Raw genomic sequence first — 20590 nt, forward strand, 5'->3', positions numbered from 1 at the left:
GGTATTTGCCCCTGATGGTTTAAATTTTGGTAATGATGAAAGAAGTACGCCTGTTTTGTCTGCGGTGTGCATCGGTATCGTTGGCTGCGATAGGCTTATTTTCTCCATAACCTTTAAAGGTTAGCCGCTGCGGCTCAATCTTTTCCTGTACCAGGTAGTCGTAAACCGCTTTTGCCCTTTGTAAAGAAAGCCTTTCATTCTGCTGGTCGTTCCCTACATTGTCTGTATGCCCCTGTATCTCTATACAAAGGCTTGCATTGTTTTTAAGCAATTGCTGAAGGGTATTCAGTTCTGTTAAGGAGGCCGGTAAGAGTGTGTATTCATTGGTATTGAAAAATATATTCTTTAATACCATGTTTTTTCCTGTGCTCAGCTTCTCCAGGGCAACCTGTACAACATAAGGTTTGCTGATATAAGCACTGTCAAGCTGATAGTTTTCAGAATAAAAAAGATAACCGTCTGCACTTACGTTAAACGCATAATTTCCACCCAGGGGCATTACAGCCAGAAAATCACCGGTCTCTTTGGAAGTATAATCACTGTAATCTACTTTTTTTGTTTTTAAGTTGACCACCTGGACCTTAGCTTCCAGAAATACCTTGCTTTCCTTATCTGTCACAATTCCTTTCACATAAGTAATGGGAAGCGGTTTTTTATTTTCAGGCATTTTAAACTGGTAAATGTCCATATCTCCGTATCCACCCTTTAAATTAGAAGAGAACAGGCCGTAAGTGCCATCGGGAGTAACAATCAAACCGGTTTCTTCATTAAAGGTATTAATGGGGTAGCCCAGGTTTTCCGGACTGCTCCATTTGCCTGCTTCATTCATGCGGCTCATGAATATATCCTTATTGCCCATACCAGGCCAGCCATCTGATGAAAAGTAGAGTGTTTTGCCATCGGGGTGTATAAAAGGTGTGTGCTCATCATAGGGGGTATTGATCTCCGGGCCAAGATTTTCGGGCTGCGACCAGTAGCCGTCTGCTTTTAGCATACTTTTCCAGATGTCGTAGCCCCCCAGGCCTCCGGGCCTGTTGCTTACGAAATACAGGGTGCTGCCATCCGGACTGATTGCCGGCTGCGATTCCCAATAGGACGTATTTACCGGTGCACCCAGGTTAAATGGCTCGCCCCAGTCTTTGCCATTTTTATGGCTCACGTAAATATCGCAGCGCCCCAGTCCATCCGGACGGTTGCAGCCCGTAAAAAAGAGGTACAGCCCATCCGGGGAAATGGATTGTGCGCCTTCATTGTACTTTTGGGTATTGATCTTGTCACTTAACGGAAGTGGCGTACTCCATGATTTGTCCTTTTTTTCTGAAACAAAAAAATCCTCATTGCCATTGATGTTCCGGCTAAATATAAGTCTTGTCCCATCGGCAGTAACCGAGGGAAAATAATCGCGGTGCACCGAATTGATTTCAGGTCCCATATTGATCGGATCGTATTTTACGGGTTGTTTTAAAGCTACGATGGCAAACTCACAATCCCTCAGGTATTTTTTAGCCCTGTTCATGAAATCAGGATCATTGCCTTTATACTGCGCTATGAAAAGCTTAATGTTGTTTAATGCATTTGCATAATCGCCGGTATAGATCTGGGACTCAGCAAAGCCATAGTAGGCCCGGGCATCCGGAATTCCGCCCAATGCAATGGCACTGGTATAGTTTATTTTGGCCTGTTCGTATAATTTTTGTCTTCTGTTGATATCGGCAAGCTGAATAAAAGCAAACTGAAAAGCAGGATCAGCCTTTATGGCTTCCTGTAGCAGGGGGATAGCCTGGTCGTAATCGTTGTTTCTGAGGTACTCCTGGGCTTTATCAAAACTGTTCTGGGCTTTTTTTACAGTTGAAGTCTGGGCCCTGGCAATTTGAAGGATAAAACATAAGAAAAAAAGAAGCGTAACTTTCTTCATCAATGCTACTATAATTTAATAATAGATTAAATGTAGCTAAAAAATCAGAAGGGCAGCTAGGGGATATTTAAAAATTTGTGTGTTTGCAGAGATATTTCCCATTTGGGATTGGCCATGACATAATCGATGATCAGGGGGGTAATTTCTTTGGACTTTGACCATTCCGGTTGCAGATAGAGCTTGCAGTTTGCAGAAACCGTTTCTGCATATTTCTCGGCCCATTCAAAGTCGCTTTTATTGAACACAATAACTTTAAGCTCGTTGGCATAAGGCGTAATGTCCGGACGAGGTGCCTTAAATTTCTTGGGCGATAAACAGATCCAGTCCCAGTCGCCCGAAAGCGGATAAGCACCGGAAGTTTCAATGAAGGTCAGTATCCCTTTTTCACGAAGCCTCCTGGTCAGGTAATCCAGGTTATAGATGAGGGGTTCCCCGCCGGTAATTACTACTGCTTTGCCCGGATAACTTTCTGCTTTTGCCACAATGGCATCCGCGGGGGTTAAAGGATGCAGTTCGGCATCCCAGCTTTCTTTTACATCACACCAGTGGCATCCTACGTCGCAGCCACCTAAACGAATAAAGTATGCTGCTTTTCCGGTATTAAATCCTTCGCCCTGTATGGTGTAAAATTCTTCCATTAAAGGAAGTAAAGTGCCGTCTTCTGGTATTTGATGTGCCATATAAAGGGGGCAAAGGTAAATAAATATCCGTTGAAAATCAGATTATATGTATCTTGACCTGAGATATGACCGAGTTATGAATAAATTTAAATGGCATAAAGTTGAGGGGGAACCGCAGGGAGAGGATTTTGTGCGACAGATTCAGATAGAAGGGAAGAAGCTGTGTCTGGTAAAACACCAGAACGAATATTTCGTGGTACAGAATTATTGTCCGCATGCCGGTGGGGTATTGAGCGGGGGCTGGTGCAAAAACGGATACCTGGTTTGCCCTATTCACCGCTGGGAATATAATTTACATACAGGCAGGGGTGCAGAAGGGCAGGGCGATTACATCGATACTTATCCCGTTGAAATAAGGACCGACGGCATATATGTCGGGATAAAGGAAAGCTGGATCAGCAGGCTGTTTGGCCGCTGAACAATTAACTGTAAATTTCTCCTTTTGCAGATGCCAGTGTGTTTTTTAACAGGCCTACAATGGTCATTAAACCAACACCGCCAGGAACAGGTGTAATCCAGGAAGATTTAGCTGCAACATGTTCAAAATCGACATCTCCGTACAGCTTGTACCCGGATTTGGTCTGATCAGAGGTTTCCCGGTTGATGCCCACATCAATAATGATGGCGCCAGGTTTAACCATGTCAGCGGTTACAAAATTCTTTTTTCCAATTGCAGCAACAATAATATCGGCCTGCAGGACAAGTTCTTTTAAGTTGGAAGTTTTACTATGGGTAAGTGTTACCGTACAATTACCAGGATTGGCATTGCGTGCCATCAAAATACTCATCGGACTGCCCACTATATTACTGCGGCCAACTACTACGCAGTGTTTGCCGGTAGTATCGATCTGATAGGCTTGCAGCATCAATAAAATACCATAAGGTGTGGCCGGGATAAAGCAGGGCAGGTTGCGCATCATCCTGCCTAAATTTACAGGATGGAAACCATCTACATCCTTACGGTAATCAATTTTCTCGGTTACCTTTTCAGGGTCAATATGTTTGGGAAGGGGAAGCTGCACAATCAGGCCATCTACGCCTGCATCCTGGTTAATTTCTTCAATCTTTTGCAATAGTTCGGCTTCCGTTACGGTAACATCATACCTGATCAGTGAAGACTGGAAACCAACCTTTTCACAATTCTTCATTTTACTGGCTACGTAAGTCTCGCTTCCGCCATCGTTACCAACTAAAATTGCTATCAGGTGTGGCTTTCTGCCACTTTTAGCTAAAAAGTCTGCCGCTTCTGCTGCTATTTCCTGTTTAATCTTTTCTGATGCGAATTTTCCGTCTAGTAACTGCATGTATCAATGGTTTTGTTGTTGTTCAAATATAATGTGACTATTAATCCAGTTTTAATACGGCCATAAAGGCAGTTTGCGGGATTTCTACGTTGCCGACCTGGCGCATCCGTTTCTTACCCTGTTTCTGTTTTTCCAAAAGCTTACGTTTACGCGAAATATCACCACCATAACATTTGGCGGTTACATCTTTACGTAAAGCACTGAGCGTCTCGCGGGCAATCACTTTTGCACCTATAGAAGCCTGTATTTTAATTTCGAATTGCTGACGGGGGATTAATTCTCGCAGTTTTTCACAGATTTTCTTTCCAAAATCGTAAGCATTGCTGCGGTGGATGAGTGAAGATAAAGCATCAACAGGCTCTTCATTTAACAGCATATCCAATCTTACCAGATCCGATTTGCGGTAACCCACCTGATGGTAATCAAATGAAGCATAGCCTTTTGAAATTGTTTTAAGCTTATCATAGAAGTCGAAAACGATCTCACCCATAGGCATCTCAAAAATAAGTTCTACCCGGTCTGAAGTGAGGTACGACTGGTTAACGATGATCCCCCTTTTCTGGATACAAAGTGACATCACCGGCCCTACAAACTCGGCTTTAGTAATGATATTGGCTTTGATATAAGGCTCTTCTACAGAATCCAGCTTGCTTGGGTCCGGTAAATCTGATGGATTGTTTACAATAACTTCTTCGCCTTTGGTAGTTCTTGCAATATACGATACGTTGGGTACGGTTGTAATAACCGTCATATCAAATTCACGCTCCAGACGTTCCTGGATAATTTCCATATGCAACATGCCCAGGAAACCGCAACGGAAACCAAAACCCAGTGCAGCAGAACTTTCAGGCTCAAAAACTATGGAGGCATCATTCAGCTGCAATTTGTGCATGGCTTCACGCAATTCCTCAAATTCATCCGTATCAACAGGATAAATACCTGCAAAAACCATGGGCTTAACCTCTTCGAACCCTTGAATGGAGTCTAACGACGGCCTGTCAACAGTAGTAATGGTATCTCCAACTTTTACTTCACGAGCTTCCTTGATACCGGAAATGATATAACCCACATCACCGGTTTTAACTACGCTGCGTGGCGACATATCGAGTTTCAGGATACCCACTTCATCCGCCAGGTATTGTTTGCCTGTATTGATGAACTTAACTTTATCGCCTTTTTTAATCTCACCGTTTACTACTTTATAGTAAGCGATAATTCCCCTGAAAGGATTAAAAACAGAGTCAAAGATCAACGCCTGTAAAGGTGCTTCCGGGTCGCCAACCGGTGCTGGAACACGGTCTACAATAGCCTGGATGATATCTGGAATGCCCATACCTGTTTTGCCTGATGCAGGGATAATGTCCTCACGTTTACAGCCGATCAGATCAATGATCTGGTCTTTAACTTCCTCGGGCATTGCCCCAGGTAAGTCCATTTTATTTAAGATCGGGATAATTTCCAGATCGTGCTCTAAAGCTAAATATAAGTTTGAAATGGTTTGTGCCTGGATTCCCTGAGAGGCATCCACAATGAGCAGTGCACCTTCACAGGCTGCAATGGAGCGCGACACTTCATAAGAAAAGTCTACGTGTCCGGGTGTATCAATCAGGTTGAAATTGTATTCAATATCATCAACCTTATAATTCATCTGTATGGCGTGGCTCTTTATCGTGATCCCACGTTCACGCTCTAAATCCATGTTATCCAGTAACTGGGCCTGGGCCTCACGCTGGCTAATGGTTTTAGTGTATTCCAGTAAACGGTCGGCTAAAGTGCTTTTGCCGTGATCAATATGTGCAATTATGCAGAAATTACGTATGTGCTTCATCAGTGGCGCAAATATAAGATTTTGCCTTGATTATTTTATGGGAATTTAATTGCAGCGTATCTGTACCCTAAATGATCTTAAAGTGATCTGCATCTTTTAAAAAGGGGAAGTTCTGACGGGTTTTGGCCAGTTCTTCATAACCAATACTAAAAGTATAGAGGTCTTCATCTTCCGGCTTGTAATACACAGTTTTGCCCATTGGGTCTATACACATGGAATGTCCGCTATAGTATACTTCTTTGCCATCGTGTCCGATACGGTTGGCCGCGATGACATAACTCTGGTTTTCAATAGCCCTTGCAGGAATAAGTGCTTTCCAGTGTGCAGATCTTTTATCGGGCCAGCTGGCTATCAACAATAAAATATCATATTCTTCCTGTTGGTTGCGCAGCCATACCGGAAAACGAAGGTCGTAACAGATGGCCAGGCGGATCTTCCAACCTTTTAATTCAACAATTACTTTTTCGGTACCAGGACTGTAATTTTTATCCTCATCACCCAAACCAAACAAATGTCTTTTATCATAATGGCTTGATTTACCATCGGGCAGCATCCAGATCAAACGGTTGTAATAGTTGTTGTTTTCCTTAATGATCAGGCTTCCGGCAACAACACATTCATATTTTTCAGCAATCCCGGCCATCCATTGCATGGTCTTTCCATTCATTTCTTCGGCAAGCGCCTCCGCATTCATGCTAAAACCTGTATTGAACATTTCGGGCAGCACAATCAGGTCTGTTTTCTCTTTAACGCCGGTTGATAAACGTAAGGCAAGGTTTTGTAGGTTTTTATCAATGTTTTCCCAAAATAAATAAGCCTGGAAAATGGTGACTTTCAGGTTGTTTATATTTAAAAAGTTAGGGTGTTCCATCATTGTAATTTATAGGGCTGTAAATTATAATTTCATTAATCTTTCAACGGCTTTTTCCAATGTTTCTTGTTTTTTGGCAAAACAAAACCGCAATACCTGGTGGTCCGGGTTCCTGGTATAAAAGGCCGAGACGGGGATACTGGCCACACCATAATTCTTAACCAGCCTTATAGCCATGTCTGTATCCTTTTCTTCGCTTAGGTGCCCGTAACTAACACATTGAAAATAAGAACCGTTACAAGGTAATAAATTAAAATTGGTTTCTGCCAGCAGTTTCCGGAAGAAATCGCGTTTCTGCTGAAAAAAAGAAGATAAACCCATATATGTTCCGGCATCTTTCAGGTAATTCGCAATGCCCAGCTGCATGGGCGTATTTACACTGAATACGTTAAACTGATGTACTTTTCTAAATTCCTTCATCAGTTTTTCGGGGGCCAGGCAATAACCTAATTTCCATCCGGTTGCATGCAGTAATTTGCCAAAAGAAGCCGCAATAAAACTTCTTTCCCTTAATTCGGGATATAAGGCAATGCTTTGGTGTTTGTTGTTGTCAAATATGATGTGTTCATATACCTCATCACTTAAGATGAGGATGTCTGTGTTTTTGGTCAGTTTAATCAGTGCTTTAATATCCTTTTCTGATAAAATACAGCCTGTCGGGTTTTGCGGGCTGTTCAGAATGATCATTTTGGTGTTTGCGGTAAAGAGTTTCTTTACCATTTCCCAGTCAATTTCGTAATTTGGGGGTGCCAGTTCATAAGGTTTAACCAGTCCCCCTAATAATTTAACCGTTGGGGCGTAACAATCATAAGCAGGTTCAAAAATAATAACCTCATCGCCCGAACTGATACAGGAGCTCAGGGCAGTAAAAATAGCCTGGGTACCACCTGCAGTAATGGTTATTTCGGTGTCCGGATGATAATTTGCACCATACAGGTTACTCACCTTTTCTGCAATTAATTCCCTCAGTGCAGGCAAACCCGGCATTGGGGCATATTGATTAAAGCCCTTTTGCATGGCCTCTGTAACAAAACTTAATAACTTTGGATCGCAATCGTAGTCAGGAAAACCCTGAGAAAGATTAATTGCATTGTGTTCTTCAGCTAATTTTGACATTACTGTAAAGATAGTAGTGCCGGTGTGTGGTAATTTTGATTGTATTGCTATCATGTTACAACGAAAATAGAAATAATATTTTATCAGCTTATATCAGATTTATTTAATAATTTCAGCCTGCTATGACTTTTAAAACAAAAGAGAGTAAATTATTGCTCGTTCTCGGGTCTTTTTTTGTTGCCAATGCCATACTTTCTGAGTTCATCGGCGTAAAAATATTTACTGTAGAAGGAACCCTGGGCATCAAACAGTTTGACATTAACTTACTGGGGGTGCCCAACTTGTCCTTTAATATGTCTGCCGGCGTGCTTACCTGGCCCCTGATATTTATCATGACCGATATCATCAATGAGTATTTTGGTGTAAGGCAGGTTCGGTTCTTATCCGTATTAACCGCCATTTTAATCTCTTATGCCTTCATTATAGTAGGGGCTGCCATGCACCTTACGCCATCTGGTTTCTGGGTAAACCAGAACATTAACGGGCAAATGATAAACATGAACGCCGCATTTGCCGGTATTTTTGGCCAGGGTATGTGGATCATTGTAGGTTCTGTAGTGGCTTTTTTAGTTGGCCAGATCGCTGATGTGCTCATCTTTCACCATATAAAAAAAATTACCGGCGAAAAGGCATTGTGGCTTCGTGCCACGGGCTCAACCGTGGTTTCACAGTGTATAGACAGTTTTGTGGTTATCTTTATCGCCTTTTACCTGAACCCCCAGTACCACTGGAGCTGGCAAATGGTAGCAGCCATCGGCCTGGTTAATTATACCTACAAATTTATTGTGGCTATTTTGATGACCCCTATATTGTATCTGGTGCATGGCCTTATTGATGGTTATCTGGGTAAAGACCTTGCCCATCGCATGATCAAAATGGCCGGAAGGAGATAGGTTAACAGGCTTATAGCCTGTTAACTTCCAGTATTTTAAACTCCTGAATGCCGTCAGGCATCTCCCAGTTGATGCTGTCGCCGGTCCTGTAACCAAATAGTGCAATGCCAATGGGTGCAAAAACCGATACTTTCTGTGCTTTTATATTTGCCTCTTCCGGCATCACGAGTTTAAAGGTAAACTCTTTTCCCGTTTTTACATTTGCGATCCTGGCTTCCGATTTTAAGCAAACTACATCCGAGGGCAGCTCTTCTTCAGTATAGATGGTAGCGGCTTTAAGTTCTGCCTGTAATTTTTCTTTGTTATAAGCACTCATGTTGGATTTCTCCAGGTGTTCTTTTAAAAGTTTGAAATCACTTTTTGACAATGATAAGGATTTTGTTTCCATGATAATGATATATTAATAATGTATTTTGATGAAAGGTGGAAAGGCTAAACACTGCGTTTGACCGGTTTAACCGGAAGAACAGCATGTTGTTTAAAAATTAGCAAAAGAATAATTTATCAGAAAAATTCTGAGCCCCTGAACCGAAGAAGGTGAATTTGATTCGGGGCTTAAATAATAAAGTCTTTACTCGTAGTTTGAAAGGTAAAACCCAGTGGATAGTTTTCCCTGAAGAACTTTTTGAACAGGGCATAGGCCTGTAGCTGACTTTTATTGTAAGTCGCCATTAAAGCTTTATATATCCCTTTTTGTTCCATTGTTGCTAATGTCGTCAGCTTTTTTTTAAAATCAAAGTAAATTCAGTTAATTGACATGCTCAAGACTTAATTCGCTGCCAAGTTCTGTACGTTTATTTCTAAAAAAATATATATTTGGCTTAAATTAAAAATCAAAACATGGAAACTGTATAAGCAGGTTCCACACTATTAAAAGAAAAAACATGGAAAAATTTTCAAAAGTTAAAGAATTACTGGCTTCAATTGAAGCAGATGCTGAGAAATTTTACAATGCAGGTAACAACGCTGCAGGTACAAGAGTACGTAAAGCAATGCAAGATTTAAAAGTTCTTGCCCAGGACATCCGTACTGAGGTTACTGAGAAAAAAAACAGCGGTAAATAATAGCTGATCATCTAAATATCCGTAAGTGGTTTATACCGCTTACGGATATTTTTGTCTTAAAATATGTCCTATACACCTGATCCAGCCAGATATACGCAAATGAAATATCGCCGCTGTGGCAATAGCGGATTAAAATTATCTGCCATTTCCCTGGGCTTATGGCATAATTTCGGACATGTTGATCAGCTTGAAAACTGTAGCAACATCCTGAAACTTGCTTTTGACAGTGGCATTACCCATTTTGATCTGGCTAACAATTACGGGCCACCCCCGGGTGCTGCCGAAGAAAATTTTGGCCTGCTCTTAAAAAGGGATTTTCCAGGTTACAGAGATGAAATGATCATTTCAACAAAGGCGGGCTATACCATGTGGGATGGACCTTATGGCGACTGGGGATCTAAGAAATACCTCGTTTCCAGTTTAGACCAGAGCCTGAAAAGACTTCAACTGGATTATGTGGATATCTTTTACCACCATCGACCGGACCCCGAAACCCCGCTGGAAGAGACGATGTCTGCCCTGGACCTGATCGTCCGCCAGGGTAAAGCACTTTACATCGGAATTTCTAATTATAAACCTGCAGAAGCTGCAACTGCAATACAGCTTTTAAAGGAGCTGGGTACACCCTGTATTATTCATCAACCTAAATACTCCATGTACGAACGCTGGATAGAGGGGGGATTGCTGGAGCTGCTCGGAAATCAGGGAGTAGGTTGCATACCTTTTTCTCCACTTGCGCAGGGATTGTTAACGGATAAATATCTTAAAGGGATACCTGCTGATTCAAGGGCAGCAAAAACATCTGGTGCATTACAGCCAGATCAGATTACAGCAGAACGGCTTCGGCAGTTAAACCAGCTGAATGAGCTGGCACAGTCACGGGGACAAAAACTTGCGCAAATGGCCTTATCATGGATATTACGTGATGAGCGTGTGACTTCAGTATTGGTAGGGGCAAGCAAACCTGAACAACTTGCTGATTCTTTAAAATGTCTGGACAATACCACCTTCAGTACAGCCGAATTACATCAAATTGATTTGATACTTTCCGGTTCATCAACCTGACATATTTTATTTATAGCTGATGATTTATATCTTTAGAGATGGAACCATCACAAGCTTTACCTATACTAGACAGCACCGAACTTCGCGTTTTAGGCGTACTCATGGAAAAATCAAAAACAACGCCAGAGTATTACCCTATGACAATCAATGCCATAACACTGGCCTGTAACCAAAAGACATCCAGAAAACCTGTAGTCCAATATGACGAGCAAACCGTAATCCTGGCACTTGATACCTTAAAAAGAAAGAGTCTGGTGTCTACTGCTACCGGAGGTTCAAGCCGGTCTGTTAAATACAAACATAATTTTGCTATTGTATTTCCCGTATTGCCACAGGAGGTCGCAGTCATCTGCCTTTTGATGTTAAGGGGCCCTCAAACCCCGGGCGAATTGAACACCAATTCGGGAAGAATGTATGAATTTGAATCGCTTGATGAGGTACAGGAGGTATTGGAAAGACTTTCCGGACCCGAAATGCCGTATGTGATGCAACTACCCAAACGTGCAGGTCAGAAGGAAATAAGGTATGTTCATTTATTGGGCGGAACTCCTGACCCCGAACAATATGAAAGTCTGGAGCCCGGTTCAAAACCTGCAAATCAACTGGAAGAGCGTTTGACAAAAGTTGAAGAAGAATTTGCAGAACTGAAGACTGCCTTCGACAAACTCATGAAAGAATTGATGTAGATGGGATTTATAATCCTTCTTTTTTATACGTTCAGATTGTTTTTAGTTAATAAACTACTAAATCTATAGATTTTATTTGTTATTCTTAAAAATGCAGTTACATTTGTAAAAAAAAGAGGAAATTATTTTGAACAAAAAAAATGAAAAAACATTTACACCAACAACAAGAAAATAATTTTAATGCTCAGAACAAGATGAAGTTCTTCATCTGCTGTTGTTGCAGTTTCATGCAATAGCATTTCCGTAAACCCTGAAAAAACAAAAGCGGGAATTTCCCGCCTTTGCCTGGTGTTCAGTACGTAAGGCCAATCACTTACTGATACAACCATTGTTTTAACCAATCGATTATTATTAATTAAAACTTTTTAAAGTTATGCAAAATTTTAAAAAGGAGGGGTATGTATCTTATACCGGTTCCTTGTTAAAAAAACTATTGCTGCTAAAAGGCAGTATACTGGTACTCTCATTGTTACCCTTTGTAGCTGCCGCGCAGACCCAGCCACTTATCAATTCAACACTTAAAGGACAGGTAGTAGATTCACTTACAAAACAAGGGATCCCGGGCGTAAGCATACACATTACAGGAACTACCCATACTGTGCAAACGGACGGAGAGGGCAGGTTTGATTTTGTAACCGGACAAAAATTTCCTTATACGCTTGAAATCAGACATGTTTCCTATAGTAAGAAAGATGTTGTCGCCAATGGCAGCCCAATACTGGTGAAATTAAAGGAGCTCACCGGTCAGCTCAATGATGTGGTCATTGTAGGTTATGGTACCCAGCAGCGTAAAGATCTGATTGGTTCAGTTTCCAAGATAGACCCCTCAGGTACAAAAAATATTCCCGAAGCAGGCTTCGATTCCCAGTTACAGGGCAAGGCTGCTGGTGTACAGATCAATTCAAATACAGGTGTACCCGGTTCGGATATATTTATCAGGGTAAGGGGCGCAACTTCCATTAATGCCACCAATGATCCGCTGTATATAATAGATGGCGTTTGGGTAAATAACAGCAGTCTCCAGAACATTGCACAGGAGCGGGGTACCTCTCCACTTTCTGACATTAACCCTGCTGATATAGAAAGTATTGAAATATTGAAAGATGCCACCGCTATCGCTATTTATGGATCCAGAGGAGCAAATGGTGTGGTGCTGGTCACGACAAAAAGGGGCAATTACGGGCAAAAAACAAAGATAGATTTTAATGGATCGGAAGGTTTGGGCAGGGCCCCGGCAGACAGGGTATGGAAAACCACCACCGGACCCGAGCACGCCCGTCTGATTAATGAATACAGCAGAAATATGGGCAAGCCTGAGCCATTCAGGCCGGTAACTGAAGTCATTAACGGCGTTGCCGGCAGGGGATTGCCTGACGGACAGCCAACTTACGACCGCATGAGCTATTTAAACCGTACGGCCACACTCCGCAATTACGATCTCTCGCTGCAGGGCGGATCTGACAGAACACGCTTTTATCTTGGGGGTGGTTATACCTTTCAGGAATCAATCTGGAAACCCATGTCTTTCGACCGTGCAGGTTTAAAAGTTAACCTCGACCATAAACTGAGCTCAAAAATTGCAATCGGTACCAGCAATACCATTTCAAGAAGTCACCGCGACCAGGCACGTCCTGCAAATGGTGCAAACGGAACACTGCTGCAGGCCTCATTGAACATACCTACCTATCTTCCCATCTTTGATGCCAATGGAACTCCTTTAAAATGGGTTAATTTCGACAATATCGATGTGCTGACCAGTACAGTAAACCTATGGTCAAACAGTTATCATTATATTGGCAATATTTACCTGGATTATGCCATCACACCCAAATTAAAGTTCCGTTCTACCTTTGGTGTCGATTACAACAACTATGAAGAGAACGAATACTGGGATACCCGGACCATTCTTGGTAACAGTGGGGGAAGGGGTACACAAAGCATCACCCAGTCTTCCACAGCTATAAACGAACAGACCCTGGCCTACAATGATAAGGCCGGGAAACATAGTTTTGGCATACTGATCGGTAATACCCTGCAGGGTGCCGAAGTGAAGAACGTATCGGCCACAGGTACAAATTTTCCAAACAATTCTTACACACAGATTTCCTCGGCCGCCACACAAATTGCATCGCAGTTTAAAACAAACAGTACCCTGGCCTCTTTTTTCTCGAGGGCAGATTATAATTATGCCGGTAAATATTATGCAGAGTTTACAGTAAGGGCAGATGGTTCTTCCAAATTTGGTAAAAACAATAAATGGGGCTATTTTCCTGCAATCGGTGCTGCATGGCGTATCAAAGAAGAAAATTTCCTTAAAAACGTTTCCCAGATCAGTAACTTAAAATACAGGGTCAGTTATGGCATCACCGGAAACCAGGCCGGTATCAATGATTTTGCTTCTCAGGGCCTTTGGACAGGGGGTTTTGGCTATGCTGATGTGGCCGGCGGGGCCGAATTACCTGGTACAGCCCCTTTACAGCTGGCCAATCCCGACCTGAAATGGGAGAGTACGGCCCAGTTCAGCACCGGACTTGACATTGGCTTGTTCGAAGACAAACTGAACATAGAGTTTAATTATTATAACAAATATACCAGGGATGCTTTATTGCAGGTTGCTGTTCCGGGTACATCTGGTTTTTCTTCCTATCTCACCAATTATGGCGAGATCAGTAATAAAGGATTTGAATTGTCTATCAGTTCCATAAACCTCAGGACAACCGGCTTTACCTGGAAAACGGATTTTAACATTGCCAGAAATAAGAATACCATCGAAAAGATACCTGCCGACATCCCCTTTGCAGGAAGGGACCTCATCCGTTTGCAGCAAGGAAAGGAATTGTATTCCTACTGGTTATATAAACAGCTGTATGTGAATCCTGATAATGGTGAAGCGGTATTTGACGATTATAATAAGGATGGTAAAATAACTGCCGACGACCGTCAGATTGTTGGTAGTACCTGGCCTAAGTTTTTTGGTGGGCTTACCAATAATTTCAGCTATAAAGGGTTGGACCTTAGTATCTTTTTTACTTTCTCTTATGGAAACTATTTATGGAACCACAACAGGATGCTCGGAGAAACAGGGGGTACACTGGATGCGGGCCGGGTATTGCTGAAAAGCCAGCTGGACCGCTGGACTACACCAGGACAGGTTACAAACACCCCAAAACTTAACGACGCCAATTATGCCAGGCAAGAGAACAGCCGCTTTTTTGAAGATGCTTCATTTTTAAGGTTACGTGCTTTAACCCTTGGCTACACCCTGCCTGCAGTGTTTACTGAGAGGGTCAGGATCCGGAAAGTGAGATTTTATGTAAGTGGCAGTAACCTGTTGCTATTTACGAAATATACAGGTGCAGATCCTGAATCAAACCTGGGCACCCAGAACATACAAGGTTATGACTATGGTACCCCGCCACAACCACGTACCGTACAACTGGGCCTTAACCTTACACTTTAATCATTACCGATATGAAACTTATAAAATACATCATCTTCTCATTTTTACTGAGCACCCTCAGCTCCTGCGAGAAGTTTTTAACTACAGAACCCGTAAATGCGGTATCGGATGAAAACCCGATCTACGATAAAGGATCAAGCGAAACTGCCTTAAGGGCTGTTTACAGACAAATGGGCAATATCGGTTATTATGGCGAAACCTATGTAACTTTTGGCTATTTCCCCAGTGGGGACATTAAAAACCTGACCACAGGTGGTTCTGCCAACCTGGTCAATGTAAATTTCAGAACGGATGAGGTGTTTTTCAACACGGCCTGGATTGCCATTTACAACACCATTAACCGGGCCAACCAGGTAATCAGTAAAGTGCCGGGCGTAAACGATCCTTTATTGACACCGGCACTTAAAAACCAATACATTGGCGAGGCTAAATTCATAAGGGCACTGGCGTATTTTGACCTGGCCAGGGCCTGGGGTGGTGTTCAGCTGATCCTGGAACCTACAATATCACTGGAAAACCGGCCCAAAGTGAAAAGAAGTACACTAGCCGAGACCTATGCGCAGGTACAGAAAGACCTGGAAGATGCTGAAGTACTGCTGCCTGATGTTGTAAACCGAATCAGGGCTACCAGGCGTACCGTTTGGGCCCTAAGGGCCAGACTGCACCTTTATAAGCAGGAATGGGCACTGGCCGAAGAATATGCCACCAGGTTAATCGATAAAACAGCCGATTATACGCTGGTAAAACCTTTTAGTGCCTGGTTTGCGAATAATGTAACAGCCAGCAGGGAATCCATTTTCGAATTGCAGTACAGTGTGATCAATCCAAATGCCATCCGTATCCAGATGCAGCACTCTACCAATGGAGGGCAGTACCGCTACGCACCGAACGACAGGTTTGTACAGCTGCTGAATGATCCTGCCGTATCGGGTGGAAGGAGTGCCCTTATCGGTAGTGTTACACAAAGTGGCATCACCAATTGGTTTGGCAATTTGTATTACAGGAAAGACGCTACAGATCCCACCTACATTTTCAGGATTGCAGAGATGTATCTCATCCGCGCAGAAGCAAGGGCCCAGCTCAATAATCTATCGGCCACCAGCGGAGCGCTGTCCGATCTGAACCAGGTGCGTGACCGTGCAGGTATTTTACCTTCAACGGCAGCAGGAAAAGACCAGATCTTACTGGCTATAGAAAATGAACGCCGTATAGAATTTGCCTGGGAAGCACACCGTTGGTTCGACCTGGCAAGAACCGGTCGTGCCAAAGTGGTGCTCGAAGCATTGGATCCCAATACCAAGGTGTCAGCGCACGAATATGTTTTCCCGATACCGGTAACACAGATCCAGCTGGATCCAAACCTGGAACAAAACAAAGATTATTAATTAAAAACAAAAGCCATGAGTTTTTTTAATACCAAAGAAGGCCAGTCCGAAAACTGGAAAAAATACGAAAAAGTACTGCTGCGCTTTCTGTTCCTCTATTTTTTCATCCAGGCCGTACCGCTCGACTGGAAGTTTTACCGCGACCTGTTCTCCATCAACTGGCTTGAACTGCCTTTTTTCGACCTGTTCAAACTGAGTACTTATAGCCCACAGTTCTTTTCTTTAACGGGCTATGCCAACTGGGCAGTTGTTTTGATCATTGCAATAGCCGGTACGTTTGTGTGGCCGCTTGTCTGCAAAGACCAAAAAACGGATTACCATAAGCTGTATTATTTGCTGCGCGTTATTTTACGTTACAGGCTTGCTATTGGCATTATCGCCTATGGGTTTATTAAATTGTTTCCGTTACAAATGCCTTATCCTTCGCTCAGTAACCTGCACACCAATTATGGTGATTTCCTGCCCTGGAAAATTTACTTCCATACCCTGGGCATTGCACAGCCTTATGAAGTATTTTTAGGGGCCGTGGAGGTACTGGCAGGGCTTCTGCTCCTTTGCCGGCGTACCACAACTTTTGGGGCCGGTATTATACTTGGGTTTACCGGCAATGTGTTTATTGCAAATCTTTCTTACCATGCAGGGCAGGAAGTGTACAGTGCTTACCTGAGTCTGATTGCTGCGGTATTGTTTGCTTACGATGTACCCAGATTATACCGTTTGCTTATCCTGCAGCAATATACCCTGGCCAATAAATTTCAACCCATTTTACATAAAACCTTTGTAAAGGCCAGGTTTGTACTCAAAACACTTGCCCTGCTGTTTATTGTGCTGCTGGGTTTCAGCACCTACGCCAATTATAAATATCATCCCTATAAAATTCCACAAACTGCAGGCTTAAAGGGTAGTTATGGATATTATAATGTCCGGGAGTTTAAATTAAACAACCGGACCATCCCTTATTCTACAACAGATCCCGACCGCTGGCAGAATGTTGTTTTCGAAAAATGGGCAACCATCAGCATCAAAACAGCCAGGCCCATTCAACTAGACAACTCTTACGGCGATGGGTTTCATCAGCAAGATATCGATCGTAATTATGAATCCGCTGGTGTTGCCGGCCGCCGTTATTATGCCTACACTGCAGATACCTTGTATAAAAAACTGCAGCTGGCCAATAAAAATAAGCACTACCCGGCTGAACGCTATTCCTTAACCTATAATTTTTTAAACGATTCTACAATTGTGCTGCAAGGCGTAAACGGACAAAAGGATTCTGTTTATGCCATCCTGGACAGGATCAATAAGAAATACCTGCTGTTTGAAGGACGCAGAAAACCAATTAAATTATAAGAGATGAGTCTGGAAACAACAAAAATAACTGACGAAAGGGTTGAACAACGAAACTGGAACAATATTGAAAAGTACTTTTTCCGCACGTTTTTCATCTTTTTCTTTGTGCTCATTGTGCCCTTAAACCTGGCCTATTACCAGCAATGGTTCCATACCGACTGGGCAAACCTGCACATCCGTGATATGGGTAAACTCAGTGGCTCCTCCTTTAACCCGATTAAAGTTGCAGGGCAGCGTCCCGGAGCCAATGATACAGGTGGTATTCCTGTTTCAAAACAGAGTTTACTTACCATTTACCCCGAAAGCGGCGAATTTGGCCTGGCCAGTTATATCAACTGGGGCCTTGCCTTTGTTATCGGTTTAGCAGGTGCTGCAATATGGACAGTGGCCGACAGGAAAACGAAGAATTACAATACCCTTTATTACTTTTTAGCCGCTGGCGTCAGTTATGCCATGTTGATACAGCTCCAGGGCTTAACCTTTTCGAAAATCTTTCCTACGCAAATGCCCCAACTGGCACTCACCCAGCTCAATACCCCATTCGGCGATTTTGTAGCGCAGAAGCTATACTGGATCCAGTTCAGCTTTGTGCACGATTATGAAATCTTTGCCGGTTTTGCAGAATTGCTGATCATGCTCTTTTTATTTTTCAGGCCAACACGTGCTTTGGGTGCGGCACTGGCACTGGCCATGATCGGTAATATTGCTTTCGCCAATCATGCTTATGATGGCGGTATCCACCTGGCGGCTACTTTTTATGCGCTTGGTGGTGCTTTTGTATTGTGGCGCTATGTTCCGCCCTTATGGAAGTTAATTGTAAAGGAAGAAAATGCTGAACTTAAAATGGTCTATTATCCATTTAGTCGACCATGGGAAAAATACGGGCGTATCGCTTTCAAGCTTTTTGTATTTGGTTTTTTCTTTGTTACAAGCGCCTGGCTGCACTGGCAAAATTACAGGTACGATTCTTATAAAGTTCCATCCCGTCCCGGACTGGCCAATGCAAGGGGTTTGTATGATGTTGCTGAATTCCGCATCAACAATAAAATTATCCCTTATTCCCCGCTCGATTCGGTAAGGTGGCAGGATGTGACCTTCGAAAAATGGTCTACCTTATCATTTTCCGTATTCAATACCTTTATGATCCACGGCGAGGCGGGTCGCGGTAAACAATTTAAAGATGTAGACCGGACTTACGAATCGGCAGGCACAGGCGGGGGGCGCAGGCACTTTTATTATGAAGCCGATACCGTTAATCATATCCTGTACCTTCAAAACAAAAACAAAGTATATGCGCATCAGCATTTTGAGCTCCGTTATTCACGCCCAACTGCATCACAGGTTATTTTATGGGGTAAAAATGAGCATCACGACTCCATATACGTGGTTTTGAACAGGAAAGACAAGACCTATCCATTATACCAATATCAATAAGAATTTTATGCCTACAGAAGAAGAAAGAGCTGAAATTTACAGCAATGCGCAGTGGACAACATTAGAAAAACTGGTCTTCAGGGTAGCCTTTATTTTTATCGGGCTGTTTTGTATCCCGCTGGATACAGGGTTCTACCAGATGATCTTTAATTTTGATTATGCACATCTTAATTACCGGGACCTGACGGAAGTGGTGGCTTTTTTTAACCCCCAGTTTATCAATATATTTTCAGAAAGCGGCTTTTTTGGCCTGGCCAGCTATGTCAATTACCCTTTTATACTGTTCATTGCTATCATTGGGGCGGTTATCTGGACAAGCCTCGATCGTAGCAGCAAACAATATCAGGTACTTTATTACTGGCTTCGCGTGCTGGCCAGGTACCGTGTGGCTTATGCCGGAATTGGCTGGGGCTATAAAAAACTGTTTATCATGCAAATGCCGCGTGAATACGAGGGATTATGGCATACTGAACTGATTGATTTTTTTGCCAAAAGGTTATATTGGGAGGCCCTTAGCGTGGTACCGCGTTACGAGATATTCCTTGGCTTTGCCGAATTCATTGGTGGTTTTTTACTGCTTTTCAGACGTACAACGGGCATTGGTGCTGCCATTACATTGGTCGTATTTGGTAATATTGCCATTTCCAATCATGCTTATGATATTGGTGAGCAGGTTCCAAGTGCAGCAATGGCCATGCTTTCTATATTTATCCTTTGGCATGATATACCGGGAATATGGAGCCTGATCGTTAAAGAGCAGGACGCCCGGATCGTTCACTATTATCCACAATTTAAGATAGCCTGGCAAAAATATAGCCGGCTGGCCATCAAGTATGCTTTCAACTTTGTGTTCGTGGTCCTGTTCTTCATCTTTGAAGTTTATGGCTATACACATAATGATTTTTACAAGATCCCGAATACCCCCGGGATTAAGGGAGCCGCTGGTTTTTATGAAGTCAGTGAATTCAAACTGAACCATAAAGTTATTCCGTATCACCCCGAGGATTCTCTTCGCTGGCATAATGTAACTTTTGAAGACTGGTCGTCTATAAGTATAAAACTGGCCAACCGGCCCCAGGATATTGAAATGTTTGCTGCCGGGAGTTACCCGCACCGTACCGAAGTATATGATGGCAAATGGCATTTTCACTGGCAGGGGGATATCCGTCGTTACGGCGACCCTAAAAAACATAAAAAGAAGGACCGCTCCAAGAGAGACCTGAACATCACCTGGGAATCCAGTGGCATGGCCGGCAGGCACTGGTATTATTATAAGGCCGGTACACTGAACCATATCCTGTACCTGCAGAACAAAAACAGGACAAACCGTCACCTGAAACAGGTATTATATTATTCAAGGCCATCCGCTAACCGGATCATACTTTCTGGTGTCAACGAGTTCAGAGATTCCATAAAGGTAACGTTAGACCGTTCAACCAGAAAATACCCTTTATTATCAGGAGTTGAAAATCCTGAACAGGCTTACTAAATTATCCATATCTTCAGCACAACAACAGATACATTACACGATGAATAAAG

Annotated in this window: 17 protein-coding genes; 10 read left to right on the forward strand and 7 right to left on the reverse strand. The window is 42.9% G+C overall.

Features of this window, described 5'->3' with window-relative positions; translation table 11 throughout:
* Nucleotides 1-19 precede the first annotated feature (19 nt).
* Nucleotides 20-1915: an OmpA family protein gene (locus PHEP_RS10245; RefSeq protein ID WP_015807884.1), complete on the reverse strand. Its 1896-nt coding sequence runs from the start codon at nt 1913-1915 to the stop codon at nt 20-22.
* A 56-nt stretch (nt 1916-1971) separates the two neighbouring features.
* The gene (locus tag PHEP_RS10250; protein ID WP_015807885.1) at nt 1972-2595 is read right to left on the reverse strand and encodes a 7-carboxy-7-deazaguanine synthase QueE; all 624 of its coding nucleotides are present in this window, start codon (nt 2593-2595) and stop codon (nt 1972-1974) included.
* Between the two features lie 76 nt (nt 2596-2671).
* Between PHEP_RS10250 and PHEP_RS10255 the strand changes: the two genes are divergently transcribed.
* Complete coding sequence (locus PHEP_RS10255) at nt 2672-3013, forward strand: Rieske (2Fe-2S) protein (protein ID WP_036674010.1); 342 nt, start codon at nt 2672-2674, stop codon at nt 3011-3013.
* Nucleotides 3014-3017: 4 nt separating this feature from the next.
* On the opposite strand, the gene PHEP_RS10260 is transcribed toward PHEP_RS10255, so the two are convergent.
* The 4 genes from PHEP_RS10260 to PHEP_RS10275 form a co-directional block, all read right to left on the reverse strand.
* Entirely contained in the window at nt 3018-3899 is an 882-nt protein-coding gene (locus tag PHEP_RS10260) for a bifunctional 5,10-methylenetetrahydrofolate dehydrogenase/5,10-methenyltetrahydrofolate cyclohydrolase (protein ID WP_015807887.1), read from the reverse strand.
* 40 nt (nt 3900-3939) lie between these two features.
* Complete coding sequence (gene lepA, locus PHEP_RS10265; protein WP_015807888.1) at nt 3940-5727, reverse strand: translation elongation factor 4; 1788 nt, start codon at nt 5725-5727, stop codon at nt 3940-3942.
* A gap of 67 nt (nt 5728-5794) precedes the next feature.
* The gene (locus PHEP_RS10270; protein ID WP_015807889.1) at nt 5795-6601 is read right to left on the reverse strand and encodes a nitrilase family protein; all 807 of its coding nucleotides are present in this window, start codon (nt 6599-6601) and stop codon (nt 5795-5797) included.
* Nucleotides 6602-6622: 21 nt separating this feature from the next.
* Nucleotides 6623-7768: a methionine aminotransferase gene (locus PHEP_RS10275; protein ID WP_015807890.1), complete on the reverse strand. Its 1146-nt coding sequence runs from the start codon at nt 7766-7768 to the stop codon at nt 6623-6625.
* A gap of 68 nt (nt 7769-7836) precedes the next feature.
* On the opposite strand from PHEP_RS10275, the gene PHEP_RS10280 reads away from it, so the two are divergent.
* The gene (locus PHEP_RS10280) at nt 7837-8607 is read left to right on the forward strand and encodes a queuosine precursor transporter (protein ID WP_015807891.1); all 771 of its coding nucleotides are present in this window, start codon (nt 7837-7839) and stop codon (nt 8605-8607) included.
* A gap of 10 nt (nt 8608-8617) precedes the next feature.
* Here the strand turns inward: PHEP_RS10280 and PHEP_RS10285 are convergent, their stop codons facing one another.
* A complete protein-coding gene (locus PHEP_RS10285; protein ID WP_015807892.1) occupies nt 8618-8995 on the reverse strand; it encodes a GreA/GreB family elongation factor in 378 nt (125 codons plus the stop codon).
* A gap of 496 nt (nt 8996-9491) precedes the next feature.
* On the opposite strand from PHEP_RS10285, the gene PHEP_RS10290 reads away from it, so the two are divergent.
* From PHEP_RS10290 to PHEP_RS10330, 8 genes are all read left to right on the forward strand, one after another.
* Complete coding sequence (locus PHEP_RS10290) at nt 9492-9671, forward strand: histone H1 (protein ID WP_015807894.1); 180 nt, start codon at nt 9492-9494, stop codon at nt 9669-9671.
* A gap of 63 nt (nt 9672-9734) precedes the next feature.
* Complete coding sequence (mgrA, locus tag PHEP_RS10295) at nt 9735-10736, forward strand: L-glyceraldehyde 3-phosphate reductase (protein ID WP_015807895.1); 1002 nt, start codon at nt 9735-9737, stop codon at nt 10734-10736.
* 38 nt (nt 10737-10774) lie between these two features.
* The gene (locus tag PHEP_RS10300; RefSeq protein ID WP_015807896.1) at nt 10775-11422 is read left to right on the forward strand and encodes a YceH family protein; all 648 of its coding nucleotides are present in this window, start codon (nt 10775-10777) and stop codon (nt 11420-11422) included.
* Between the two features lie 373 nt (nt 11423-11795).
* On the forward strand, nt 11796-14882 hold the full coding sequence (locus PHEP_RS10310; protein ID WP_015807897.1) for a SusC/RagA family TonB-linked outer membrane protein: 3087 nt from the start codon (nt 11796-11798) through the stop codon (nt 14880-14882).
* An 11-nt stretch (nt 14883-14893) separates the two neighbouring features.
* Complete coding sequence (locus PHEP_RS10315; protein WP_015807898.1) at nt 14894-16267, forward strand: RagB/SusD family nutrient uptake outer membrane protein; 1374 nt, start codon at nt 14894-14896, stop codon at nt 16265-16267.
* Between the two features lie 15 nt (nt 16268-16282).
* A complete protein-coding gene (locus tag PHEP_RS10320; protein WP_015807899.1) occupies nt 16283-17617 on the forward strand; it encodes a DoxX family protein in 1335 nt (444 codons plus the stop codon).
* Between the two features lie 3 nt (nt 17618-17620).
* Nucleotides 17621-19051 carry a hypothetical protein gene (locus PHEP_RS10325; protein ID WP_015807900.1) on the forward strand — a complete coding sequence of 477 codons (1431 nt, stop codon included), beginning with the start codon at nt 17621-17623 and terminating at the stop codon, nt 19049-19051.
* Between the two features lie 7 nt (nt 19052-19058).
* Nucleotides 19059-20540 (forward strand): hypothetical protein, encoded by a 1482-nt coding sequence (locus PHEP_RS10330; protein ID WP_015807901.1) that lies wholly within the window; start codon nt 19059-19061, stop codon nt 20538-20540.
* Nucleotides 20541-20590: the final 50 nt, after the last annotated feature.

The sequence above is a fragment of the Pedobacter heparinus DSM 2366 genome (genome assembly GCF_000023825.1).
GTDB classification, from domain to species: Bacteria; Bacteroidota; Bacteroidia; order Sphingobacteriales; family Sphingobacteriaceae; genus Pedobacter; species Pedobacter heparinus.

What these genes read in the sequence shown, in the direction of transcription:
- PHEP_RS10315 (WP_015807898.1), top strand. Translation starts at nt 14,894, where the DNA reads ATGAAACTTATAAAATACATCATCTTCTCATTTTTACTGAGCACCCTC.
- PHEP_RS10285 (WP_015807892.1), bottom strand. Translation starts at nt 8,995, where the DNA reads ATGGAAACAAAATCCTTATCATTGTCAAAAAGTGATTTCAAACTTTTA.
- PHEP_RS10270 (WP_015807889.1), bottom strand. Translation starts at nt 6,601, where the DNA reads ATGATGGAACACCCTAACTTTTTAAATATAAACAACCTGAAAGTCACC.
- PHEP_RS10330 (WP_015807901.1), top strand. Translation starts at nt 19,059, where the DNA reads ATGCCTACAGAAGAAGAAAGAGCTGAAATTTACAGCAATGCGCAGTGG.
- PHEP_RS10280 (WP_015807891.1), top strand. Translation starts at nt 7,837, where the DNA reads ATGACTTTTAAAACAAAAGAGAGTAAATTATTGCTCGTTCTCGGGTCT.
- PHEP_RS10255 (WP_036674010.1), top strand. Translation starts at nt 2,672, where the DNA reads ATGAATAAATTTAAATGGCATAAAGTTGAGGGGGAACCGCAGGGAGAG.
- PHEP_RS10310 (WP_015807897.1), top strand. Translation starts at nt 11,796, where the DNA reads ATGCAAAATTTTAAAAAGGAGGGGTATGTATCTTATACCGGTTCCTTG.
- lepA (WP_015807888.1), bottom strand. Translation starts at nt 5,727, where the DNA reads ATGAAGCACATACGTAATTTCTGCATAATTGCACATATTGATCACGGC.
- PHEP_RS10250 (WP_015807885.1), bottom strand. Translation starts at nt 2,595, where the DNA reads ATGGCACATCAAATACCAGAAGACGGCACTTTACTTCCTTTAATGGAA.
- PHEP_RS10325 (WP_015807900.1), top strand. Translation starts at nt 17,621, where the DNA reads ATGAGTCTGGAAACAACAAAAATAACTGACGAAAGGGTTGAACAACGA.
- mgrA (WP_015807895.1), top strand. Translation starts at nt 9,735, where the DNA reads ATGTCCTATACACCTGATCCAGCCAGATATACGCAAATGAAATATCGC.
- PHEP_RS10275 (WP_015807890.1), bottom strand. Translation starts at nt 7,768, where the DNA reads ATGATAGCAATACAATCAAAATTACCACACACCGGCACTACTATCTTT.
- PHEP_RS10320 (WP_015807899.1), top strand. Translation starts at nt 16,283, where the DNA reads ATGAGTTTTTTTAATACCAAAGAAGGCCAGTCCGAAAACTGGAAAAAA.
- PHEP_RS10260 (WP_015807887.1), bottom strand. Translation starts at nt 3,899, where the DNA reads ATGCAGTTACTAGACGGAAAATTCGCATCAGAAAAGATTAAACAGGAA.
- PHEP_RS10245 (WP_015807884.1), bottom strand. Translation starts at nt 1,915, where the DNA reads ATGAAGAAAGTTACGCTTCTTTTTTTCTTATGTTTTATCCTTCAAATT.
- PHEP_RS10290 (WP_015807894.1), top strand. Translation starts at nt 9,492, where the DNA reads ATGGAAAAATTTTCAAAAGTTAAAGAATTACTGGCTTCAATTGAAGCA.
- PHEP_RS10300 (WP_015807896.1), top strand. Translation starts at nt 10,775, where the DNA reads ATGGAACCATCACAAGCTTTACCTATACTAGACAGCACCGAACTTCGC.